This window comes from Salmonella sp. NW645, from assembly GCF_051703725.1.
In the GTDB taxonomy this organism is placed as follows: Bacteria; Pseudomonadota; Gammaproteobacteria; order Enterobacterales; family Enterobacteriaceae; genus Salmonella; species Salmonella enterica.
This window is the reverse complement of sequence record NZ_JAMMKR010000001.1, coordinates 23751-42083: the sequence shown is the minus strand read 5'-3', so window position 1 is coordinate 42083 and position 18333 is coordinate 23751. Positions and strand designations below refer to the sequence as shown.

Annotated in this window: 19 protein-coding genes; 12 read left to right on the top strand and 7 right to left on the bottom strand. The window is 50.6% G+C overall.

What is annotated here, in order from left to right; translation table 11 throughout:
* Positions 1-16: 16 nt before the first annotated feature.
* Complete coding sequence (locus NA389_RS00220) at positions 17-1108, bottom strand: choloylglycine hydrolase family protein (RefSeq protein WP_000976505.1); 1092 nt, start codon at positions 1106-1108, stop codon at positions 17-19.
* A gap of 417 nt (positions 1109-1525) precedes the next feature.
* Here NA389_RS00220 and NA389_RS00215 point away from each other — a divergent pair, with 417 nt between their 5' ends.
* From NA389_RS00215 to hypA, 9 genes are read left to right on the top strand one after another with little or no spacing between them, the layout of a single operon-like run.
* Positions 1526-2629: a hydrogenase small subunit gene (locus NA389_RS00215; RefSeq protein WP_001194450.1), complete on the top strand. Its 1104-nt coding sequence runs from the start codon at positions 1526-1528 to the stop codon at positions 2627-2629.
* 2 nt (positions 2630-2631) lie between these two features.
* Positions 2632-4434 carry a nickel-dependent hydrogenase large subunit gene (locus NA389_RS00210; RefSeq protein WP_000331201.1) on the top strand — a complete coding sequence of 601 codons (1803 nt, stop codon included), beginning with the start codon at positions 2632-2634 and terminating at the stop codon, positions 4432-4434.
* Positions 4385-5128: a Ni/Fe-hydrogenase, b-type cytochrome subunit gene (cybH, locus tag NA389_RS00205; RefSeq protein WP_000924455.1), complete on the top strand. Its 744-nt coding sequence runs from the start codon at positions 4385-4387 to the stop codon at positions 5126-5128. The genes NA389_RS00210 and cybH overlap by 50 nt, the downstream gene beginning before the upstream one ends.
* Before the next feature lie 5 nt (positions 5129-5133).
* Positions 5134-5742 (top strand): HyaD/HybD family hydrogenase maturation endopeptidase, encoded by a 609-nt coding sequence (hybD, locus tag NA389_RS00200; RefSeq protein ID WP_000852658.1) that lies wholly within the window; start codon positions 5134-5136, stop codon positions 5740-5742.
* Entirely contained in the window at positions 5742-6041 is a 300-nt protein-coding gene (gene hypC, locus NA389_RS00195) for a HypC/HybG/HupF family hydrogenase formation chaperone (protein WP_000334904.1), read from the top strand. The genes hybD and hypC overlap by 1 nt, the downstream gene beginning before the upstream one ends.
* Positions 6038-6448: a hydrogenase gene (locus NA389_RS00190; RefSeq protein WP_000155977.1), complete on the top strand. Its 411-nt coding sequence runs from the start codon at positions 6038-6040 to the stop codon at positions 6446-6448. The genes hypC and NA389_RS00190 overlap by 4 nt, the downstream gene beginning before the upstream one ends.
* A 17-nt stretch (positions 6449-6465) precedes the next feature.
* Complete coding sequence (locus NA389_RS00185) at positions 6466-7527, top strand: hydrogenase expression/formation C-terminal domain-containing protein (RefSeq protein ID WP_001016749.1); 1062 nt, start codon at positions 6466-6468, stop codon at positions 7525-7527.
* Positions 7515-8402, top strand: coding sequence for a hypothetical protein (locus NA389_RS00180; protein WP_001189395.1), 888 nt, complete (start codon positions 7515-7517; stop codon positions 8400-8402). The genes NA389_RS00185 and NA389_RS00180 overlap by 13 nt, the downstream gene beginning before the upstream one ends.
* 12 nt (positions 8403-8414) lie before the next feature.
* Complete coding sequence (gene hypA / locus NA389_RS00175; RefSeq protein WP_000544772.1) at positions 8415-8756, top strand: hydrogenase maturation nickel metallochaperone HypA; 342 nt, start codon at positions 8415-8417, stop codon at positions 8754-8756.
* Positions 8757-8896: 140 nt separating this feature from the next.
* Here hypA and ompC read toward each other — a convergent pair whose 3' ends face one another.
* Positions 8897-10015 carry a porin OmpC gene (gene ompC / locus NA389_RS00170; RefSeq protein ID WP_000758335.1) on the bottom strand — a complete coding sequence of 373 codons (1119 nt, stop codon included), beginning with the start codon at positions 10013-10015 and terminating at the stop codon, positions 8897-8899.
* 696 nt (positions 10016-10711) lie between these two features.
* Here ompC and NA389_RS00165 point away from each other — a divergent pair.
* Positions 10712-11254 carry a YybH family protein gene (locus NA389_RS00165; RefSeq protein ID WP_000513120.1) on the top strand — a complete coding sequence of 181 codons (543 nt, stop codon included), beginning with the start codon at positions 10712-10714 and terminating at the stop codon, positions 11252-11254.
* A gap of 55 nt (positions 11255-11309) precedes the next feature.
* On the opposite strand, the gene NA389_RS00160 is transcribed toward NA389_RS00165, so the two are convergent.
* From NA389_RS00160 to sad, 4 genes are all read right to left on the bottom strand, one after another.
* Positions 11310-12224, bottom strand: a complete 915-nt coding sequence (locus tag NA389_RS00160) for a bestrophin family protein (protein WP_015405950.1) — start codon at positions 12222-12224, stop codon at positions 11310-11312.
* Between the two features lie 256 nt (positions 12225-12480).
* A complete protein-coding gene (locus NA389_RS00155) occupies positions 12481-12840 on the bottom strand; it encodes a DUF4186 domain-containing protein (RefSeq protein ID WP_000992449.1) in 360 nt (119 codons plus the stop codon).
* Positions 12840-13766: a glutaminase B gene (glsB, locus tag NA389_RS00150; protein WP_000090081.1), complete on the bottom strand. Its 927-nt coding sequence runs from the start codon at positions 13764-13766 to the stop codon at positions 12840-12842. The genes NA389_RS00155 and glsB overlap by 1 nt, the downstream gene beginning before the upstream one ends.
* A 72-nt stretch (positions 13767-13838) precedes the next feature.
* Positions 13839-15227 carry a succinate-semialdehyde dehydrogenase gene (gene sad / locus NA389_RS00145; protein WP_000178407.1) on the bottom strand — a complete coding sequence of 463 codons (1389 nt, stop codon included), beginning with the start codon at positions 15225-15227 and terminating at the stop codon, positions 13839-13841.
* A gap of 102 nt (positions 15228-15329) precedes the next feature.
* Between sad and ptrR the strand changes: the two genes are divergently transcribed.
* Positions 15330-16202 (top strand): putrescine utilization regulator PtrR, encoded by an 873-nt coding sequence (gene ptrR, locus NA389_RS00140; RefSeq protein ID WP_000366539.1) that lies wholly within the window; start codon positions 15330-15332, stop codon positions 16200-16202.
* A gap of 115 nt (positions 16203-16317) precedes the next feature.
* Positions 16318-17508 (top strand): sugar transporter, encoded by a 1191-nt coding sequence (locus NA389_RS00135; protein WP_000154621.1) that lies wholly within the window; start codon positions 16318-16320, stop codon positions 17506-17508.
* A gap of 46 nt (positions 17509-17554) precedes the next feature.
* On the opposite strand, the gene NA389_RS00130 is transcribed toward NA389_RS00135, so the two are convergent.
* Positions 17555-18220, bottom strand: coding sequence for a MarC family NAAT transporter (locus tag NA389_RS00130; RefSeq protein ID WP_000968968.1), 666 nt, complete (start codon positions 18218-18220; stop codon positions 17555-17557).
* Between the last annotated feature and the right edge of the window lie 113 nt (positions 18221-18333).

Genomic DNA, 18333 nt, shown 5'->3' with positions numbered 1-18333 from the left:
AACCGAGATGAGCTATTTATCCTTTGACGTTGATTTTCTCGAACACGGGCGCTGTCGCGTTCTTAAACTGAGAAAGAGACCAGGTTTTATAGTTGATATCATTGTAGCCGCGCACCATCATCTCACCGTGCGTTAAGTCAGACAGCGTTGTCCAGACCGTATATTCTGAGACCGGTTTGCGGGTGGCGTTGCCTTCCCCTTCACTCCCCATATAATCAACCGTAATATTTTTCGGACGATCGAAACGGCTCATAATATGCGCAAGCGTATTCATTGCATCGTGGGCGGATGTCGCTTGCGGCGCATATGTGGTGTAATAAACGCCGCGTATAAAACGGGAAACCGACGTATCGGACGATGGCAAGTCTGCAATAGCAATCCCGCTATCAGGCTGCATCACTTTTATCCCGCCCAGTGTGCCTGAAGAGCGGTCCACATTGGTTAATTGCGTATAGTTATTCAGATTTGTCAGATGCCAGGGGAATGCGGGACCATTTGTCATCACGCGAGTGGGATTGTCATAGACATGGAATTTGCCATTTTCCACTTCAACGACAATGCTTCCTCCTTTCTTGTCGTAAAACGCATAATGAAATGGCGATTTCAGATCGCCAAACCGATGCAGTTCCGGTGACCAGAATTTACCCTCTTTTATTGCCTGTTTTACCTCGCCGACAGTAGCAAAACGGGCCAGCGCCCATTCTCCCAACGAGGTGACAGGAATTGCCTGTTTATATTCACTCGCGGGCAATGGCGGCAACTGCGCATTCATGATCATGTTTTCACTAAATGACAATCCCGCGCTATTCATGCCTTCAAGTATGTCTCTGCTATCGCCATCAGTGATGGTGGAAGTAATGGCCAGTATCGGATATTTCGCCTGATAGCTCACTCCCTGACTGCCATCCGGCGTTTTTTTATCAAACTGTGTTCCCGCCGGATAATACGTTAACCATGAGGGTAAATCCTGCATATATTCCAGCGTACGTCCATGAAAAACATCGCCTTGTTTATCCTGAATAGCAAGGGTTGTGCAGGCCTGTGCAGCCAGGGCGTATGAAAACAACGCCGGAGCGATAAATAACATTGCTTTACTTTTTTTCATCATGCTCTCCTTGTTTGTAAAATGGATTGGATGAATATATTAAATTAAACCTATCAATGGTTATGCAGCACGTAATTAATTGTGATCTTATTTTACAAGCTAATAAATTTAACTGACGGGTTTAAAGGAGAGTTAAACACAGCGAACTAATATGAAACGCGTTATCCGTGTGACCATTTAAAAAAATCCCATCATGTTATAAATAAATCTTATCAACATTAAGAGATACCATCACAACGCTATATTTACTCCACATCACCAATAACATTAAATTAATTTATGTTTTTGAGTAATGTGAGTAGCACACATGTAATCGGTTGTTACGAATTAGAAACATAATTGCTACTAAAACACGTTGAGAAAGACAAGAAATGCAACATATGATGCCCACACTAACTATAGTGGTTTGGGATAAACGTTATGCAAACACAAGATACATTTTATCAAGTTATGCGTAGACACGGCGTGACAAGGCGTAGCTTCCTCAAGTTTTGCAGCCTTACCGCAACGTCTTTAGGCCTGAGCAGTTCGATGATTCCTCAGATAGCTTATGCCCTGGAGAATAAACCGCGTACGCCAGTGATATGGCTGCATGGTCTTGAATGTACCTGTTGTACCGAATCTTTCATTCGCTCTGCGCACCCGTTGGCAAAAGATGCCATTCTGTCGCTCATTTCCCTGGATTATGACGACACCATTATGGCCGCCGCAGGGCAACAAGCCGAGCAGGCGTTGGCGGATGTGATGCGCGAGTACAAAGGAAATTATATCGTTGCCGTGGAAGGTAACGCGCCGCTGAATGAAGATGGGATGTTTTGCATACTGGCTGGTGAGCCGTTCCTGGAGAAGTTAAAACGCGTCAGCGCGGATGCTAAAGCGATTATCGCCTGGGGGTCCTGCGCATCATGGGGCTGCGTGCAGGCAGCCCGTCCCAACCCAACTAAAGCCACGCCGGTTCACAAATTAATTACCGATAAACCCATTATTAAAGTGCCAGGCTGCCCACCTATACCTGAAGTGATGTCCGCCGTTATCACCTATATGCTGGCATTTGATCGCATCCCTCCCCTTGATCGTCTTGGACGACCAAAAATGTTTTATGGCCAGCGAATTCATGACAAATGTTACCGACGCGCGCATTTCGATGCCGGTCAGTTTGTGGAAGCGTGGGATGACGAAGGCGCCAGAAAAGGGTATTGCCTGTACAAGATGGGCTGTAAAGGCCCGACCACTTATAACGCCTGTTCAACCGTTCGCTGGAATGATGGCGTGTCTTTTCCTATCCAGTCAGGTCATGGATGCCTCGGATGTTCGGAAGATGGATTCTGGGATTACGGTTCTTTTTACAGCCGGGCAACGGGCATTCCGCAAACCGGCATTGAGGCTACCGCCGATAAAATCGGAATGGGCGTTGCTGGCGTCGCGGGCGCTGCCGCCATCGCTCACGCCACGGTGAGCGCCATAAAACATGCCCGCAATAAAAACAACACGTCATCAGAAAACGCTCCGGAAGAGAAAAAATAATTATGGCATATCCTTATCAGACTCAGGGTTTTACGCTGGACAATAGCGGACGGCGAATTGTGGTCGATCCGGTTACTCGCATCGAAGGGCATATGCGTTGCGAAGTGAATATCGACAGTAATAATGTCATTACTAACGCCGTGTCGACCGGCACCATGTGGCGCGGCCTGGAGGTTATCCTGAAAGGTCGCGATCCGCGAGACGCCTGGGCATTCGTTGAACGCATTTGCGGCGTCTGCACCGGTACACACGCTCTGACCTCAATCCGTGCCGTAGAAAATGCGCTGGGAATCGCGATTCCGGACAACGCAAACTGTATCCGTAATATGATGCAGGCTACGCTACACGTTCACGATCACTTGGTGCATTTTTATCATCTGCACGCGCTGGACTGGGTTGATGTGGTTGCCGCCCTGAAAGCCGACCCGCATCAGACCTCCGCCATCGCGCAAAGCCTTTCCGCATGGCCGCTATCCTCGCCGGGATATTTCCGCGATTTGCAAAATCGACTGAAGCGGTTTATCGAGTCCGGTCAACTTGGCCCTTTCCGTAATGGCTACTGGGGACATCCGGCGATGAAACTTCCGCCGGAAGCCAATTTGCTGGCGGTCGCCCACTATCTTGAAGCACTCGATTTTCAAAAAGAGATCGTAAAAATTCACACCGTTTTCGGTGGTAAAAACCCGCATCCTAACTGGCTGGTGGGCGGCGTTCCTTGCGCCATCAACCTTGACGAAACGGGCGCGGTCGGCGCAGTGAATATGGAACGCCTGAACCTTGTCAGTTCCATCATCCAAAAAGCTCGCCAGTTCTGCGAACAGGTTTATCTTCCGGACGTCTTGCTGATTGCCAGTTATTACAAAGACTGGGCAAAAATCGGCGGCGGGTTATCGAGCATGAACCTGCTGGCTTATGGCGAGTTTCCGGATAACCCTAACGATTATTCCGCCAGTAATCTTCTGCTTCCGCGTGGGGCTATCATTAACGGTCGTTTCGACGAAATTCATCCTGTCGATTTAACCGCCCCCGATGAGATTCAGGAGTTTGTTACTCACTCCTGGTATACCTATGGTAACGGCAATAACGATAAGGGCCTGCATCCTTGGGATGGTCTGACCGAACCGCAACTGGTCATGGGCGAACACTATAAAGGCACAAAAACCTTTATCGAACAGGTGGATGAGTCCGCTAAATATTCATGGATTAAATCGCCGCGCTGGAAGGGACATGCGATGGAGGTAGGTCCGCTGGCGCGTTATCTGATTGGATATCATCAAAATAAACCGGAATTTAAAGAACCCGTGGATCAACTGCTTAGTGTATTAAAGCTGCCTAAAGAAGCGCTCTTTTCTACATTAGGGCGTACTGCCGCGCGTGCGCTGGAATCCGTATGGGCAGGCAATACGCTGCAATATTTCTTCGATCGTCTGATGCGTAACCTCAAGTCCGGCGATACGGCGACGGCAAACGTCACGCTCTGGGAACCCGATACCTGGCCTACATCGACAAAAGGCGTTGGTTTCAGCGAGGCGCCGCGCGGCGCGCTGGGGCACTGGATAAAAATTGAAAATCAGAAAATCGACAGCTATCAGTGTGTGGTACCGACAACCTGGAATGCCGGGCCACGTGACGATAAAGGTCAAATTGGCGCGTACGAAGCGGCGTTAATGGGGACTAAACTCGCCGTTCCCGATCAACCATTGGAGATTTTACGTACTCTGCACAGCTTCGATCCCTGCCTGGCCTGCTCCACCCATGTTATTGATAATCATGGAGGGGAGCTGGTCAGGGTTCAGGTACGATGACGACGATTCGGAGGTCTCAATGCATCTCAAAGAAATAACCAGCCAGGGGTACTATATCTATGAAGCGCCGGTCCGTTTATGGCACTGGATCACGGCGTTATCCATTGTCGTCCTGGCTGTTACAGGATATTTCATTGGCCACCCCCTGCCATCGATTCAAGGTGAAGCGACCTTTATGTTTTGGATGGGCTGGATACGACTGATCCATTTTACCACGGCGTATATTTTTACTGTCGCGCTGCTGTTTCGTATTTACTGGGCATGTGTCGGCAATGAGTACGCCAGGGAGATGTTTCTGGTTCCGTTCTGGCGCCGCGCCTGGCGCAAAGGCGTTATCAGCGAAATCCGCTGGTATTTTTTCCTCGAAAAAGAGGCCCATCGTTACTATGGACATAATCCGGTAGCGGGACTGGCGGTAATGTTCTATTTCTGGATGTCCGTACTGATGGTGTGTAGCGGCTTTGCGCTCTATGGCGAAGGACTTGGAACAGACAGTTGGGCGTATCAATGGTTTGGCTGGATGATTCGCCTGACTGGCAACGATAGCCTCGCGCTGCATTTCTGGCACCGGCTGGGCATGTGGTTCATTATCGCCTTCGTCATTGCGCATGTTTATACCGCTATCCGCGAAGACATTATGAGCCGACAAAGCGTGATTTCCGTCATGATAAGCGGCTGGCGCTGGTTCAGGTGATAACAATGGCAGAAGTAACAATCTTAGGGCTTGGCAACCTGCTTTGGGCAGATGAAGGGTTCGGCGTCAGAGCGGCGGAAAAGCTGTTTGAACAGTATGCCGATAACGAGAAAGTTGACGTTGTTGATGGCGGTACGCAGGGGCTGGCGCTGCTGCCCTGGCTGCAACAGACCGAAAAACTGTTAATCATGGATGCTATCGATTTTGGTATGGCGCCAGGTTCGCTGGCGATGTTTCGTGATGAACAGGTTCCCGCCTATCTGACGGCGAAAAAACTCAGTTTACATCAGACCAGTTTTTCTGAAGTGCTGGCATTGCTGCAATTAACCGACGGCCAGTTATCGGAGATTGTGCTGATTGGCGTGCAGCCGGAATGTCTGGATGACTATGGCGGGAGTCTTACGCCGCAGGTAAAGGCGCAACTGATGCCTGCGGTCTGTCTCGCGCAGGAAGTGCTGGCGCAATGGGGTATCACCGCCTCTTCAGCGGCCTTGCCCACTGAAAGGCTCAATCATTACAGCCTGTGTATGGAACGCTACGAAGATGAACGGCCAGATGCGCAAAGCGCCTGCCGGGTCGGCGATATTCGGGTGCTACAGAGAGAGAAATCATAATGTGTATCGGCGTTCCTGTGCAGGTTATTTCACCCGGTCAGTGGTTCGCCAAATGCCGCGACCGACACGGCGAGCTTATCGACGTTGATATTCGGCTTGTGGCTCCCCCCTTAGCAGGCGCATGGCTGCTGACATTTGGCGGCGCAGCACGACGAGAAATGGACGAAGCGGAAGCCGCTGAGGTACTGGCGGCGCTGGACTCGCTGGAACAGGCCATGCTTACGCAAAGCGATCCGCTGACCGGTTTTGCCGATTTATTGTCTCGCACGCCTGAATTACCGGAGCATTTAAAAAAATGACTATCTCACCCCAAAATCCTGTTTGTCCACTGGCGGATAAAGGCTTTCTGGTTACCGATGCGCAAACGCTCCCGTCGTTGATTAATGCGCATCCGACTCTGCTGGTTTTGCTGCAAAGCGACCCCAACAAACATCCGGAAGTCGCCGACAGTTGGGTCATTATCCCGGAGATCCTCAAGCAATTTCCGGCGACGTCTTATACCGCGGCATTTGCGGATAGCGAACAGAGTGATCTGATCGCCCGGGAGTATCGCATTCTGAAATATCCGGCGCTGCTTTTCTTTCGCCAGCACCGTTTTGTCGGCAGTCTGGCGGGATTATATAGCTGGCAAGAATACTCTCAGCGGGTGGCCGCATTGCTGACCACACCGGGCTATCGTCAGGATATTCCCGTTATCACGCAATAGAATGAAAGGTAACACACGTGAATCATTCCAGAACTATTCCAGTCGTTAATATTGCCGGACCAGGCTCGCAGCCAGAAGAGGAAGACTTTAACTTTCTTCCTATCCCCGCCGGCATTAATCTACCACTGACGCCGGTTTTACCGGAACAGGCGTTGCCCGCTGAGCTTCGTGTTGCCAGACACATCCTGACTACGCTTATTCGCGATATGGATAACCCGGTGGCAACGCTCCCATTTCCCCTGAGCTATAAGCTGAATGCCACTGAGCAACAGAATAGCGGTTTGTTGGATCAACTGCTCGGCGAAGGTGAAATCTCCGCCCGGGTACTATTATCCGATGGAAAAGAACAGCGTATTCAGGAGACGGTTTTTACGGGTGTCTGGCGTGTGCGTGAATATAACGCTGACCAGCAACGGGTTGCCGATGAAATTATCATTGGCCCGATCCCGGAGAGCATCTGGCAGACGCATCCGCAGCCGACGATTACGCCAGAATTGCCGCCGCAACCGGCGGGACTGATGAATGGCGCCTTTATCGCGCATGAAATAGCCGAGCGCGTAAAACAGCCGGTAAAAGAGCCGCATATCATTAACTTAACGCTGTTGCCAGTAAACGATGCCGATCGCGAGTATCTGGAGCATTTTTTAGGCGAAGGCTGTAGCGCTATTTTTTCACGCGGATATGGTAAATGCCGGATTGTAAGCACGCATTTTCCCGGCGTATGGCGGGTCAATTATTTCAATGATATGAACACATTACTGCAAGATATGATTGAGATAGCAGACATTCCTGATATCGCCGTTGCAGGCATCGACGATATCGAAGATGCCTACGCGGGGCTAAAAAATACGTTGGAATGGCTGAAAGAATACCCGGTCACAGAAAATGAGCCAGTGGTGCGCATGGAGTGCAAAGTATGTTGGTGGGTTTACGACCCTGCGCTGGGCGATGACGTATGGCAAATTCCACCCGGCGTGCCCTTCAGCCAGTTACCTGATTACTGGTGCTGTCCGGTTTGCGAAACCAGTAAGTCCGGGTTTATGGTGATCGATGAAGGTAATAATTCGTGCAAAGATTGACCGTCTATTCTCACCCGCTACGGATTATCTGGCAGGAGGCGCCGATCGGTCGTTTGTTACAGGGCGCAACGCCGGTATACGCAAAAACGCTTATTTCACGTTTGTTTACGTTGTGCGCTCAGGCGCACAGCGCAGCGGCGGCTTTACTGTTGTTTCCTGAAGAGAAGCCAGATATGCAGGCCGCACAACAAGAGCTGGCGCGAGAAACGCTCCGTCGCGCGTTGACCGACTGGCTCCCCCTGTTTAGCCACCGACAGGCAACCGCTGAAGAATGGGCGTTGTTACGTCGCGGAGAGTTATCCCCGCTGGCAAGCACAATCTTTTTTGACGATGATCCTCAGACCTGGCTTGCCGCTGGCGTAAAGGGCTGGGAAGCCTGGTTTTTGCAAGAGCGTTCTGAAACCGCCCGCTGGCTGGCGACATTACAGAATATCATTACACCTACACTACCGATGGCGTCATCCCCGGACCATACGTTAATAACCCCTGGTCCCCTGGATGTCTCGCCTCTGGCTATCGAATATCCGCTACTGTCAGCCTGTTGTCTTAGCGGAAAAATGACTGCGCTACGTCTGCTGGCCCGCTGCGTTACGCTCGCCCGAAGTTTGAGCGCCCTTCCTACCCTGCGCTGGAATCGTTTTGATGATGGCGAATGGAAAATAGCAGTAGTGGAAACCGCGCGAGGATGGTTAGTTCATCAGGCCAGACTGACGACGTCAGGCAATATTCTTGATTACCGTATTATCTCGCCTACCACACGTCACGCCCAATCTGACGGCGTCATTGCTCGCGAACTGGCCACTATTCCACTCTCATTGTGGTCGCAACAGTTACAGGTAATTGATCCTTGTGTCGCCGTAAATATTGTTGAATGAAGGAGCTGGCCCATGCATGAATTAGCCCTGGCGCAAAATATTATCGAATTGCTGGAGGAGCAGGCAGTAAATCACCAGTTCAGCAAGGTAAAGCAAGTCTGGCTGGAGATTGGCGTTATGGCCTGTGTTGAGGTGCCGGCGCTGCATTTTGGCCTGGACGTCGCCGCTCGTCATACCCTTGCTGACAATGCGCGTTTCCACATTACTATCGCACCGGCGCAAGGTTGGTGTCTGTCCTGTAATCAACCCTTCACCTCTCAAACGTCCACACTCTGTTGCCCCTTTTGTCATTCAGGTAAAGTGCAGATAGATGACAGTAGCAGAATGCGCATTCGCGAGATCGAAGTCGAATAGCCAATGAATAGTCAATAAAAAAGGACGCCAGAAGCGTCCTGAAATAATAAAAGGATAAATTAACAATAATAAAGGTTAAGCAGTGACACAGTTTTGGGAAAAGGAGGGTATCCCTAAACTGTCTTAATCAGCAAGTTTTATCAAAACTCGTAGACTAAGCCGAGCGCCACGGTGTTGTCTGTATTAGGATTCGATGGGTTGCCATCTTTTAGCAGATTGATTTTGTAGTCAACATACGCGGACATATTTTTATTGAAGTAGTAATAGGAACCCACATCAATATATTTCACAAGGTCGAACGAACCCAGTCCATCAACATCATTGGCTCTGGATTGCAGGAACGCCAGTGACGGGCGTAAGCCATTATCAAATTGATATTGCCCTACCATTTCCCAGTTATCGGTTTTATGTGCAAAGCCGCCCAATGTATCACCCATATAGGTCATATCATAAGTACGGGTATAGTTTGCCGCCAGGTAAATATTATTGGCATCATACTTCACGCCGCCAGTCCAGGCTTCAGCACGGTCGCCATTGTCGTATTTATCTTGCGTCATCTGATCAAGCGTGCGTTTGGAACTGGTATAGGCTGCCCCCAGGCTCACCCCCATGCCCAAATCATATGTCGCTGATGCCCCGAAACCATCGCCATTCTGGTACGCGATACTTTTTCTGGCATTATTACTTAAAGGATCGCCTTCTTTCGACAGGCCGTCATTTTTACCCTGATACTGCAACGCAATATTCAGACCATCAACCAGACCAAAGAAATCATTATTGCGATAAGTCAGAACGCCATTCGCGCGTCCGGTCATAAAATTATCGGAAGCTTCATACGAATCATTACCAAATTCAGGCAGTACGTCAGTCCATGAACCAATGTCGTATAACACGCCATAGTTACGACCATAATCAACAGACCCCATATCGGCAAATGCCAAACCAGCAAAACCGAGACGCGTCCAGCTTTGCGGGGAACCGCTGGAGTCACCATCTTCCGGACGATTGGCGTTGACCTGATACTCCCACTGTCCAAAACCGGTTAGTTGATCGGTAATTTGAGTTTCGCCTTTAATACCCATACGGATATAAGATTGATCGCCATCCGTACTATGATTACTGGAAAAATAATGCAGGCCGTCGACCTTGCCATACAAATCCAGTTTATTGCCATCCTTGTTATAGATTTCTGCTGCGTTGGCGGCTCCAGCCATCATTACGGCTGCGGCTACCGCAGATAACACCACTACTTTTTTCATTTTATATGCCTTATTTGTCTTATTTTTGGACTTTCCGCAAAACCTGCTCGCGGAACTGTCCAGGACAATATCACTAACAATTACCGTGCGTTAAGTTTCAAAGTGTAATATTAGCTTGCTATGTATTAGTGATGTTAAAATGCAAGTTAAGCATGACTACATCAATGATATGCCCTGTTTTCTGCTGTAATAACAAGGGGGTTACCCGTAGAGAACTGGCTTACGGTCGGGGATGCCAGGGCGAGAATGGCACTGAACACTCGGCTGACATTCGGTAAGACCGAATCATAATCAAGTCAGTTGAGGCCACAGCCCTTCTTATTTTTGTGTATAATTTGTTACGTTTGCATTTATTTTTACAGTACTACTGAAATAGCACTTCTTCGCTTCGTGTATTTTTACTATGGTTAATTATCACATAGCGCAAACGGTCATTTGTGTATCACTATTCATAAGATTAACTATTTACCAGCGGTAATAAATACAAAAACAAATCAAGGGACAACAACAATACTGAAACTCTAAATGTTGATATTTTGAGTCATGCCGTTACAAACAAATACGATATTCTTAATTGCACTACTCCCTTTTCGGGGTAATTTTATAGAAGGATGTTTTTTATTGTTCGTGAGCCATGCTCCTTTAGTATAAAGGTGAACGTAACAGGAAAGATAAAGCGTCTCAAAAACAGACCATATGGGTATAACTATTATGCAAAAAACGTCACTATTGTTTTCGGCCGCCGCAATAACGTTAACTCTGATGGCGTCATCGGCATCAGCGGCAACGCCAACCGCCGCACAAAATGAAGCTACGTCGACCGTTAAACAAGAAATTACAGAAGGTATTAACCGCTACCTTTATTCAATAGATAAGGCAGACCCAACGTTAGGCAAGCAGCTCTTTTATGTTTCACCGGAAACCAGTTTTATTCATCCACGCGGTCACGAACGCGGATGGTCGCAGATCGCTGAAAATTTTTATGGCACCACTATGGGTAAAACCTTCAGCAAACGCACATTAAAACTGGACGCTCCCCCTGCTATTCATGTGTATGGCAATGCCGCCGTTGCAGAGTTCGACTGGCATTTTACCGCGGTACGCCGTGATAATGGGCAGACTCAACACACGGCAGGCCGCGAAAGCCAGGTGTGGGCGAAGATACCAAACACAGGATGGCGAATCGTTCATGTCCACTACTCCGGTCCAGCCAAAACCGGCGTTGGAGAAGGCTATTAAGCTTTGCTCTTCAGGTTATGGCGCAGATGAACATTCTGCGCCAGTTAAGACGATCTCAGGTCAGTTGATAGTGCTTATCCGGTATCCGTTTTGCCGGAATATCCCTTTCATCATTCATTTGCAGTAAATCGATTTCTATCGCATTGCATATCGCATCCAGCGGTAAATCATTATTTTCAGTACCGAACGGATCTTCCAACTCTTCCGCCAACGCATCCAGCGCGATAAACGTATAAGAAATAAGCACCGAAATAAACGGCGTCATATAGTGCAGATCAACCACCAGTGCAAATGGCAACATAATGCAGAAAAGATAAACCGTACGATGCAAAATTAACGTATAGGCAAAAGGCACCGGCGTGTTGGCGATGCGTTCACAGCCGGCCAACACTGACGACATATCATTTAAACGGTTGTTGAGGCTATGAAATAAAATATCGGAAAGCTTTCCGCTGCGGCGGCGAATCGCCAGCCACTCTCCCATCAGCAATAAGATACGATTAGCGGGCGAATGGGAAGCGACAACTTTCTGTAACGCCTCCTGGTCAAGATAGTTGCTCAAAACTTGCGTCTGAGGCTGTCGACGCAATGTCATACGTAAACAGTGGGCAAAAGCGATTTGTAACCGAACAAAATCCTCGATACCGCGTTCATCAGGTAAGGTTGTTTTCACCTCACGCAATATTGAGCGTGAAGCGATCATCAACTGCCCCCACAAATGTCGGGCTTCAACGTAACGCGCATAACAGGCATTATTGCGAAACCCCAGAAAAATGGCGATAGCGACGCCCAGTATGCTAAACGGCGCAAGGGTAAACTTAATACCCAGCATTGTGTACCAGGGCAGCATGATAATAACGGCGATAGAAAGAAGAAAGTTAAGGAGTAGTCGTGAAAAGATTTTAGATAACACGGAACCATGCCAGACAAATATCAGGCGAATCCAGTGCTGTTGTGGTCTAACGATCATGATTATCTTCAGCAGGTGAAAAAGCACTGTCATTAAACGTGATCCAGATCAAGGTTGCAAGCTTCTGGTGATACACGGATCCCCTGCCCTGTAGAACATTTTTTTGCACAGTGCTGACAGGGGTTGAAAAAAAACAATCAACTGTATGTTGTAACTAAATATGCGCTTCAGCGCATGAGATATATGACGGTCAACGGCTGCTATCAGTGGTATGAGGGTAATTTATCAGGGAAAGCGTCAGCAACGACGCGCTGCCCTACCGCTGATTCATTTGTATGACCAGCCAGTAATGGATAACGCTGACAATATACTGTTGCTGCGCTTCGCTCAGAGGTTCTCCCTGAGGTATCTGGTGCCACTTCGCCAGGCACCCGCGACAGCAGGTTGCCGTCGCATGTTGCGCGATAAATACCGGATGGCCCCGCATCGGCGTTTGCTTACCATCATTCGCCGGGTGAGCTGGCGCCAGTCGCTGGGCGATAAAATCGGCGGCGTGTTTATCAATTACCTCCGCGCCTTTATCCCAGCAATATTGTCTTTCTTTTATCCCGAGACGAAAACGCGAACGAAATGTCGATCGCGCCAGGCGGGCAAAGAGCGGTTCAAGCGCATTCATCAGTATACCGAACGTCCTAACGTTTGTGTTAATTGCTCAAGCGCGGCGATACCTGCCAGAGAGTTTCCTGCAGGATCCAGCTCCGGACTCCAGACGGCAATCGCCATTTCATGCGGCACGATGGCGACAATACCGCCGCCCACGCCGGATTTAGCGGGCAATCCCACCCGCCAGGCAAACTCTCCGGCATTCTGGTACATCCCGCTGGTCGCCATTAGCGCATTAATCTGCCGGGCCTGCATGGGGGTAACTACCGGCTCGTCGAGATGAAACGCCTCGCCCTGATTCGCCAGAAAGACAAACGTCCTCGCCAGTTCCATGCAGCTCATTTTCAACGCACAGTAGTGAAAGTAATTTTGCAACACGGTAGGCACATCATGATGAAAATTACCGAATGATTTCATCAGCCAAGCAATAGCGGCGTTACGGGCGGAATGCTCAAATTCAGAGCGCGCGACCGTAGCGTCATACGTAATATCCGATACGCCGCAAAGCGCGCGCACAACTTCCAGCATCCGCTGACGCGGCGCGCTAAGCCGCCCTTGCAACATGTCGCATACCACCAGCGCGCCCGCATTGATAAATGGATTACGCGGGATGCCTTGTTCCATCTCTAACTGAACCAACGAATTGAACGGCGAGCCGGAAGGATCTTTTCCGACGCGCTGCCAGATCTCCTCTTCCGGATAATGACGCATCGCCACCACCAGACTAAGCACTTTCGAAATAGACTGAATAGAGAAGCGTTCGTGCGCATCGCCCGCCTGATAATGCTGCCCGTCCACGGTACAAATCGCTATCCCCAGCTTTGAACCCTCGACGGACGCTAATGCCGGAATATAGTCAGCGACTTTGCCCTGGCCAATGAGGGGGCGAACGCGCTGTAAAATCGTCTCTAAAATTGCATTATCCATGGCCCTGGCCACAACATGCTCCTTGCTCGCAGGTCTGAAAAGGCCTGCGAGTATAGCAGAGGGCGCCACGCGACGTCAGGGCGATTAGACGCGGTTCTTCCAGACGGTCTGCACATTACAAAATTCGTGTAAACCAAAGTGCGAAAGCTCACGACCGAAGCCGCTTTTCTTCACCCCGCCGAATGCCACACGCGCATCGCTGGCGCTGTACCCATTAATGAATACCCCGCCGCACTCAAGACGCGCCGCCATCTCCGCGGCCAGCGTATCGTCGGCGGTAAAGATCGTCGCCGACAGGCCAAACTCACTGTCATTCGCCAGCGCGAGGGCGTGCGCCGCATCTTTTGCAACGGTAATGGCGGCAACAGGCCCAAAAAGTTCCTGACGAAATGCCGTCATGTCAGGTGTGACATCCGCCAGAACGGTCGCGGCATAATAGTTGCCCTCCCCGGCGATTTTCTCGCCGCCCAACAGTAACCGTGCACCTTCGGCGACGGAAGCCTGCACCTGTTGATGGAGTTCATCACGCAGATCAAAGCGCGCCATCGGCCCCAGGTCATTCTCTTCAACCAGAGGATCACCTATCTTTAATGCTGCGGCAGCCGCCACAAAACGATCGGTAAACGCCTGCGCAATGCCCTCTTCGACAATAAAACGTTTGGCGGCGGCGCAGACTTGTCCGGTGTTTTGATAGCGTCCTGCAACCGCGGCTTTTACCGCCAGCTCGAGATCGGCATCATTGAGTACAATAAACGGATCCGAGCCACCCAGTTCCAGTACGCACTTTTTCAGCGCCGCCCCAGCCTGAGCACCAATCGCCGCGCCGGCGCGCACGCTACCGGTCACCGTCACCGCCGCGATTCGCGGATCGTTAATCATCTGACTCACGCCCTCATTATTGGCGTTCACCCATCCATAGACGCCAGCAGGAGTACCGGCTTCCGTCAAGATTCGGGCTATCATCTGCGCGCAACCCGTGACATTGGGCGCATGTTTTAACAAGTAGCTATTCCCCGCCAACAGTATCGGCACTGCCCCGCGTAACACCTGCCATAAAGGAAAATTCCACGGCATTATCGCCAGAATGACGCCCAGCGGACGGTATTCAATCACCGCCTGCTGATTTTCTACCAGCGTAGGCTCAGGATTCAGCATTGCCGGGCCATGTTCCGCATACCAGTCGCATAACGCGGCGGATTTCGTCACTTCCGCACGCGCCTGCTTTATGGGTTTACCCATTTCACGCGTAATACATTGCGCCATCTCTTCTGCATGAGCGCGAAGCGCCTGACCAATATCACGTAATGTTTGCGCCCGTTGCGCTACCGATGTCATTTTCCACTTTTTGAAACCGCTCGCCGCCAGACTCAGCGCATGTTCAATCTCTTGCGCGTTAGCCCAGGGCATTGCCGCCAGCGTCTGGCCGGTCGCAGGATTCACGGATAACGCCTGTGTTGCAGTCATCATGGTCATGTTCTTTCTCTCGTTATCAGGGGAGTTGTACCATCATGACGCCCTTTACCCTTTCTGAAAAATGAATAATATTAACCAGACTATTCACGAATTGAGAAAACCATGGACCTGACGCAACTGGAAATGTTTAACGCTGTCGCTCTGACGGGCAGCATTACGCAGGCGGCGGCAAAAGTGCACCGCGTTCCGTCCAACCTGACCACGCGTATCCGCCAGCTTGAAGCCGACCTGGGCGTCTCTCTGTTTATTCGCGAAAACCAGCGACTCAGGCTGTCACCAGCCGGGCATAACTTTTTACGTTACAGCCAGCAGATCCTGGCGCTGGTCGATGAAGCCCGCATGGTGGTTGCCGGAGAGGAACCGCAAGGACTGTTTTCACTCGGCGCGTTAGAAAGTACTGCCGCCGTACGTATCCCCGCGCTGCTGGCGGGTTATAACCAGCGTTACCCTAAAATTCAGTTCGCGTTAACGACCGGTCCTTCCGGCGCCATGCTGGATGGCGTGCTCGAGGGAAAGCTGAACGCCGCCTTTATTGATGGCCCGCTAATGCATCCGGGGCTGGAAGGTATACCGGCTTACCAGGAAGAGATGATGATCGTCGCGCCACACGGCCATTCCGTCGTTTCGCGGGCCAGCGAGGTGAATGGTTATAACATCTATGCTTTTCGCGCCAACTGTTCTTACCGACGGCATTTCGAAAGCTGGTTTCATGCCGATGGCGCGACCCCCGGTACGATTCACGAAATGGAGTCATATCATGGAATGTTGGCGTGCGTAATTGCCGGCGCAGGTATTGCGCTGATGCCAGCAAGTATGCTCAACAGTATGCCAGGACATCATCAGGTGGAAGCCTGGCCGTTGGCGGAGAAGTGGCGCTGGCTTAACACCTGGCTAATGTGGCGGCGCGGGGCGATGACGCGTCAGCTTGAGGCCTTTATCGAGTTACTTAACGCCCAACTGGCGAGCGTCGACTGAAGACGAAACGGCCTGCGAAGTAAATGAGAAGCAGGTCACAAAATGATTGTCTTTTCGCCAGTAAACGTTTTAAGATCGCGGTCTCACCTTCTCGCAACTAACCCGAAATATTTTTATGACAATCAATCCAGTTTCCCGCAAGGTCGCGTGGCTACGGGTAGTTACGCTTGCTATTGCCGCTTTTATTTTCAATACCACAGAATTTGTGCCGGTTGGTTTGCTATCAGACATTGCTGAAAGCTTTCATATGCAAACCGCGCAGGTCGGCATCATGCTAACCATTTACGCCTGGGTAGTTGCCGTCATGTCGCTGCCTTTTATGCTTCTTACCAGTCAAATGGAGCGCCGTAAGCTACTCATTTGTCTGTTTGTTTTGTTTATTGCCAGCCATGTGCTCTCCTTTCTGGCATGGAACTTTACCGTGCTGGTCATTAGCCGTATTGGCATCGCTTTCGCCCACGCTATTTTCTGGTCGATAACCGCCTCGCTGGCGATCCGCCTGGCCCCTGCCGGGAAACGCGCTCAGGCATTAAGTCTGATAGCGACCGGCACCGCGTTGGCCATGGTGCTTGGGCTGCCGATAGGTCGCGTTGTTGGTCAGTATTTTGGCTGGCGCACCACCTTTTTTGCCATCGGCATGGGCGCATTAATTACGCTGCTATGTCTGATTAAGCTTCTACCGAAATTGCCGAGCGAGCATTCCGGCTCACTAAAAAGTTTACCTTTGCTATTCCGGCGTCCGGCGCTGATGAGCCTCTATGTACTGACCGTCGTTGTGGTGACTGCGCATTACACCGCTTATAGCTATATTGAACCGTTCGTTCAGAATGTCGCCGGGCTCAGTGCGAATTTTGCTACCGTCCTGTTACTGATCCTCGGCGGCGCCGGGATCATCGGCAGCCTCGTGTTTGGTAAACTGGGTAATCGCCATGCCTCGTCGCTCGTCAGTATCGCTATTGCCCTGCTGGTTGTCTGTCTGCTTCTGCTGCTGCCTGCGGCGGAGAGCGAAGCGCATCTGGCCATACTGAGCATTTTCTGGGGCATCGCGATTATGGTGATAGGGCTCGGTATGCAGGTGAAAGTACTGGCGCTGGCCCCGGACGCGACCGATGTCGCAATGGCGCTATTTTCAGGCATCTTTAATATTGGTATTGGCGCTGGCGCGCTGGTAGGCAATCAGGTGAGTTTGCACTGGTCAATGTCGGCCATCGGCTATATTGGCGCTATACCCGCCTGTGCCGCGCTGGTATGGGCTGTGCTCATATTCCGCAAATGGCCAGTGACGCTGGAAGAACAACCGCATTAAGACATTCGTCTGCCGGGAACAGGTTTCCGGCAGACGAAAATGCGCCTTAGTGGTACGTTTTAATAATTTCCAACACGCCGTTGATAATAAATTGCACGCCCATACACACCAGCAGGAATCCCATTAAGCGGGAGATCGCTTCAATCCCCCCTTTCCCCACCAGCCGCATAATAGCGCCAGAACTGCGTAAGCATCCCCACAGGATCACCGCCACGGCAAGAAAAATAATCGGCGGCGCGACCATAATGACCCAGTCGGGAAACTCGCCGCCATGACGCACTGTGGAAGCGGAACTGATGATCATTGCGATGGTCCCCGGTCCTGCGGTGCTTGGCATAGCCAGTGGAACAAACGCAATATTGGCCGTCGGTTCGTCTGCCAGCTCCTCCGATTTGCTTTTCGCTTCCGGCGACTCATGCGCCTTCTGCTGCGGGAAAAGCATTCTGAAGCCGATAAACGCCACGATTAACCCCCCGGCGATCCGTAGCCCTGGAATCGAAATACCGAAGGTGTTCATGACTAACTGCCCGGCATAGTACGCCACCATCATAATAGCGAAGACATAAACCGAAGCCATATAGGACTGCCGGTTGCGTTCCGCACTATTCATATTGCCCGCAAGGCCAAGAAACAGCGCCACGGTGGTTAGCGGATTGGCTAACGGGAGCAGTACGACCAGCCCCAATCCAATCGCTTTAAACAAATCCATCATAATACTATCTCTTACCCATCAGCGTTTCATGAACCGGAAGTATAAAGTGAAATTGCCCAGGCGCGCCATTTCGCCAGTGTGCGAATTAATATCCTCTACAACATATAACCTGT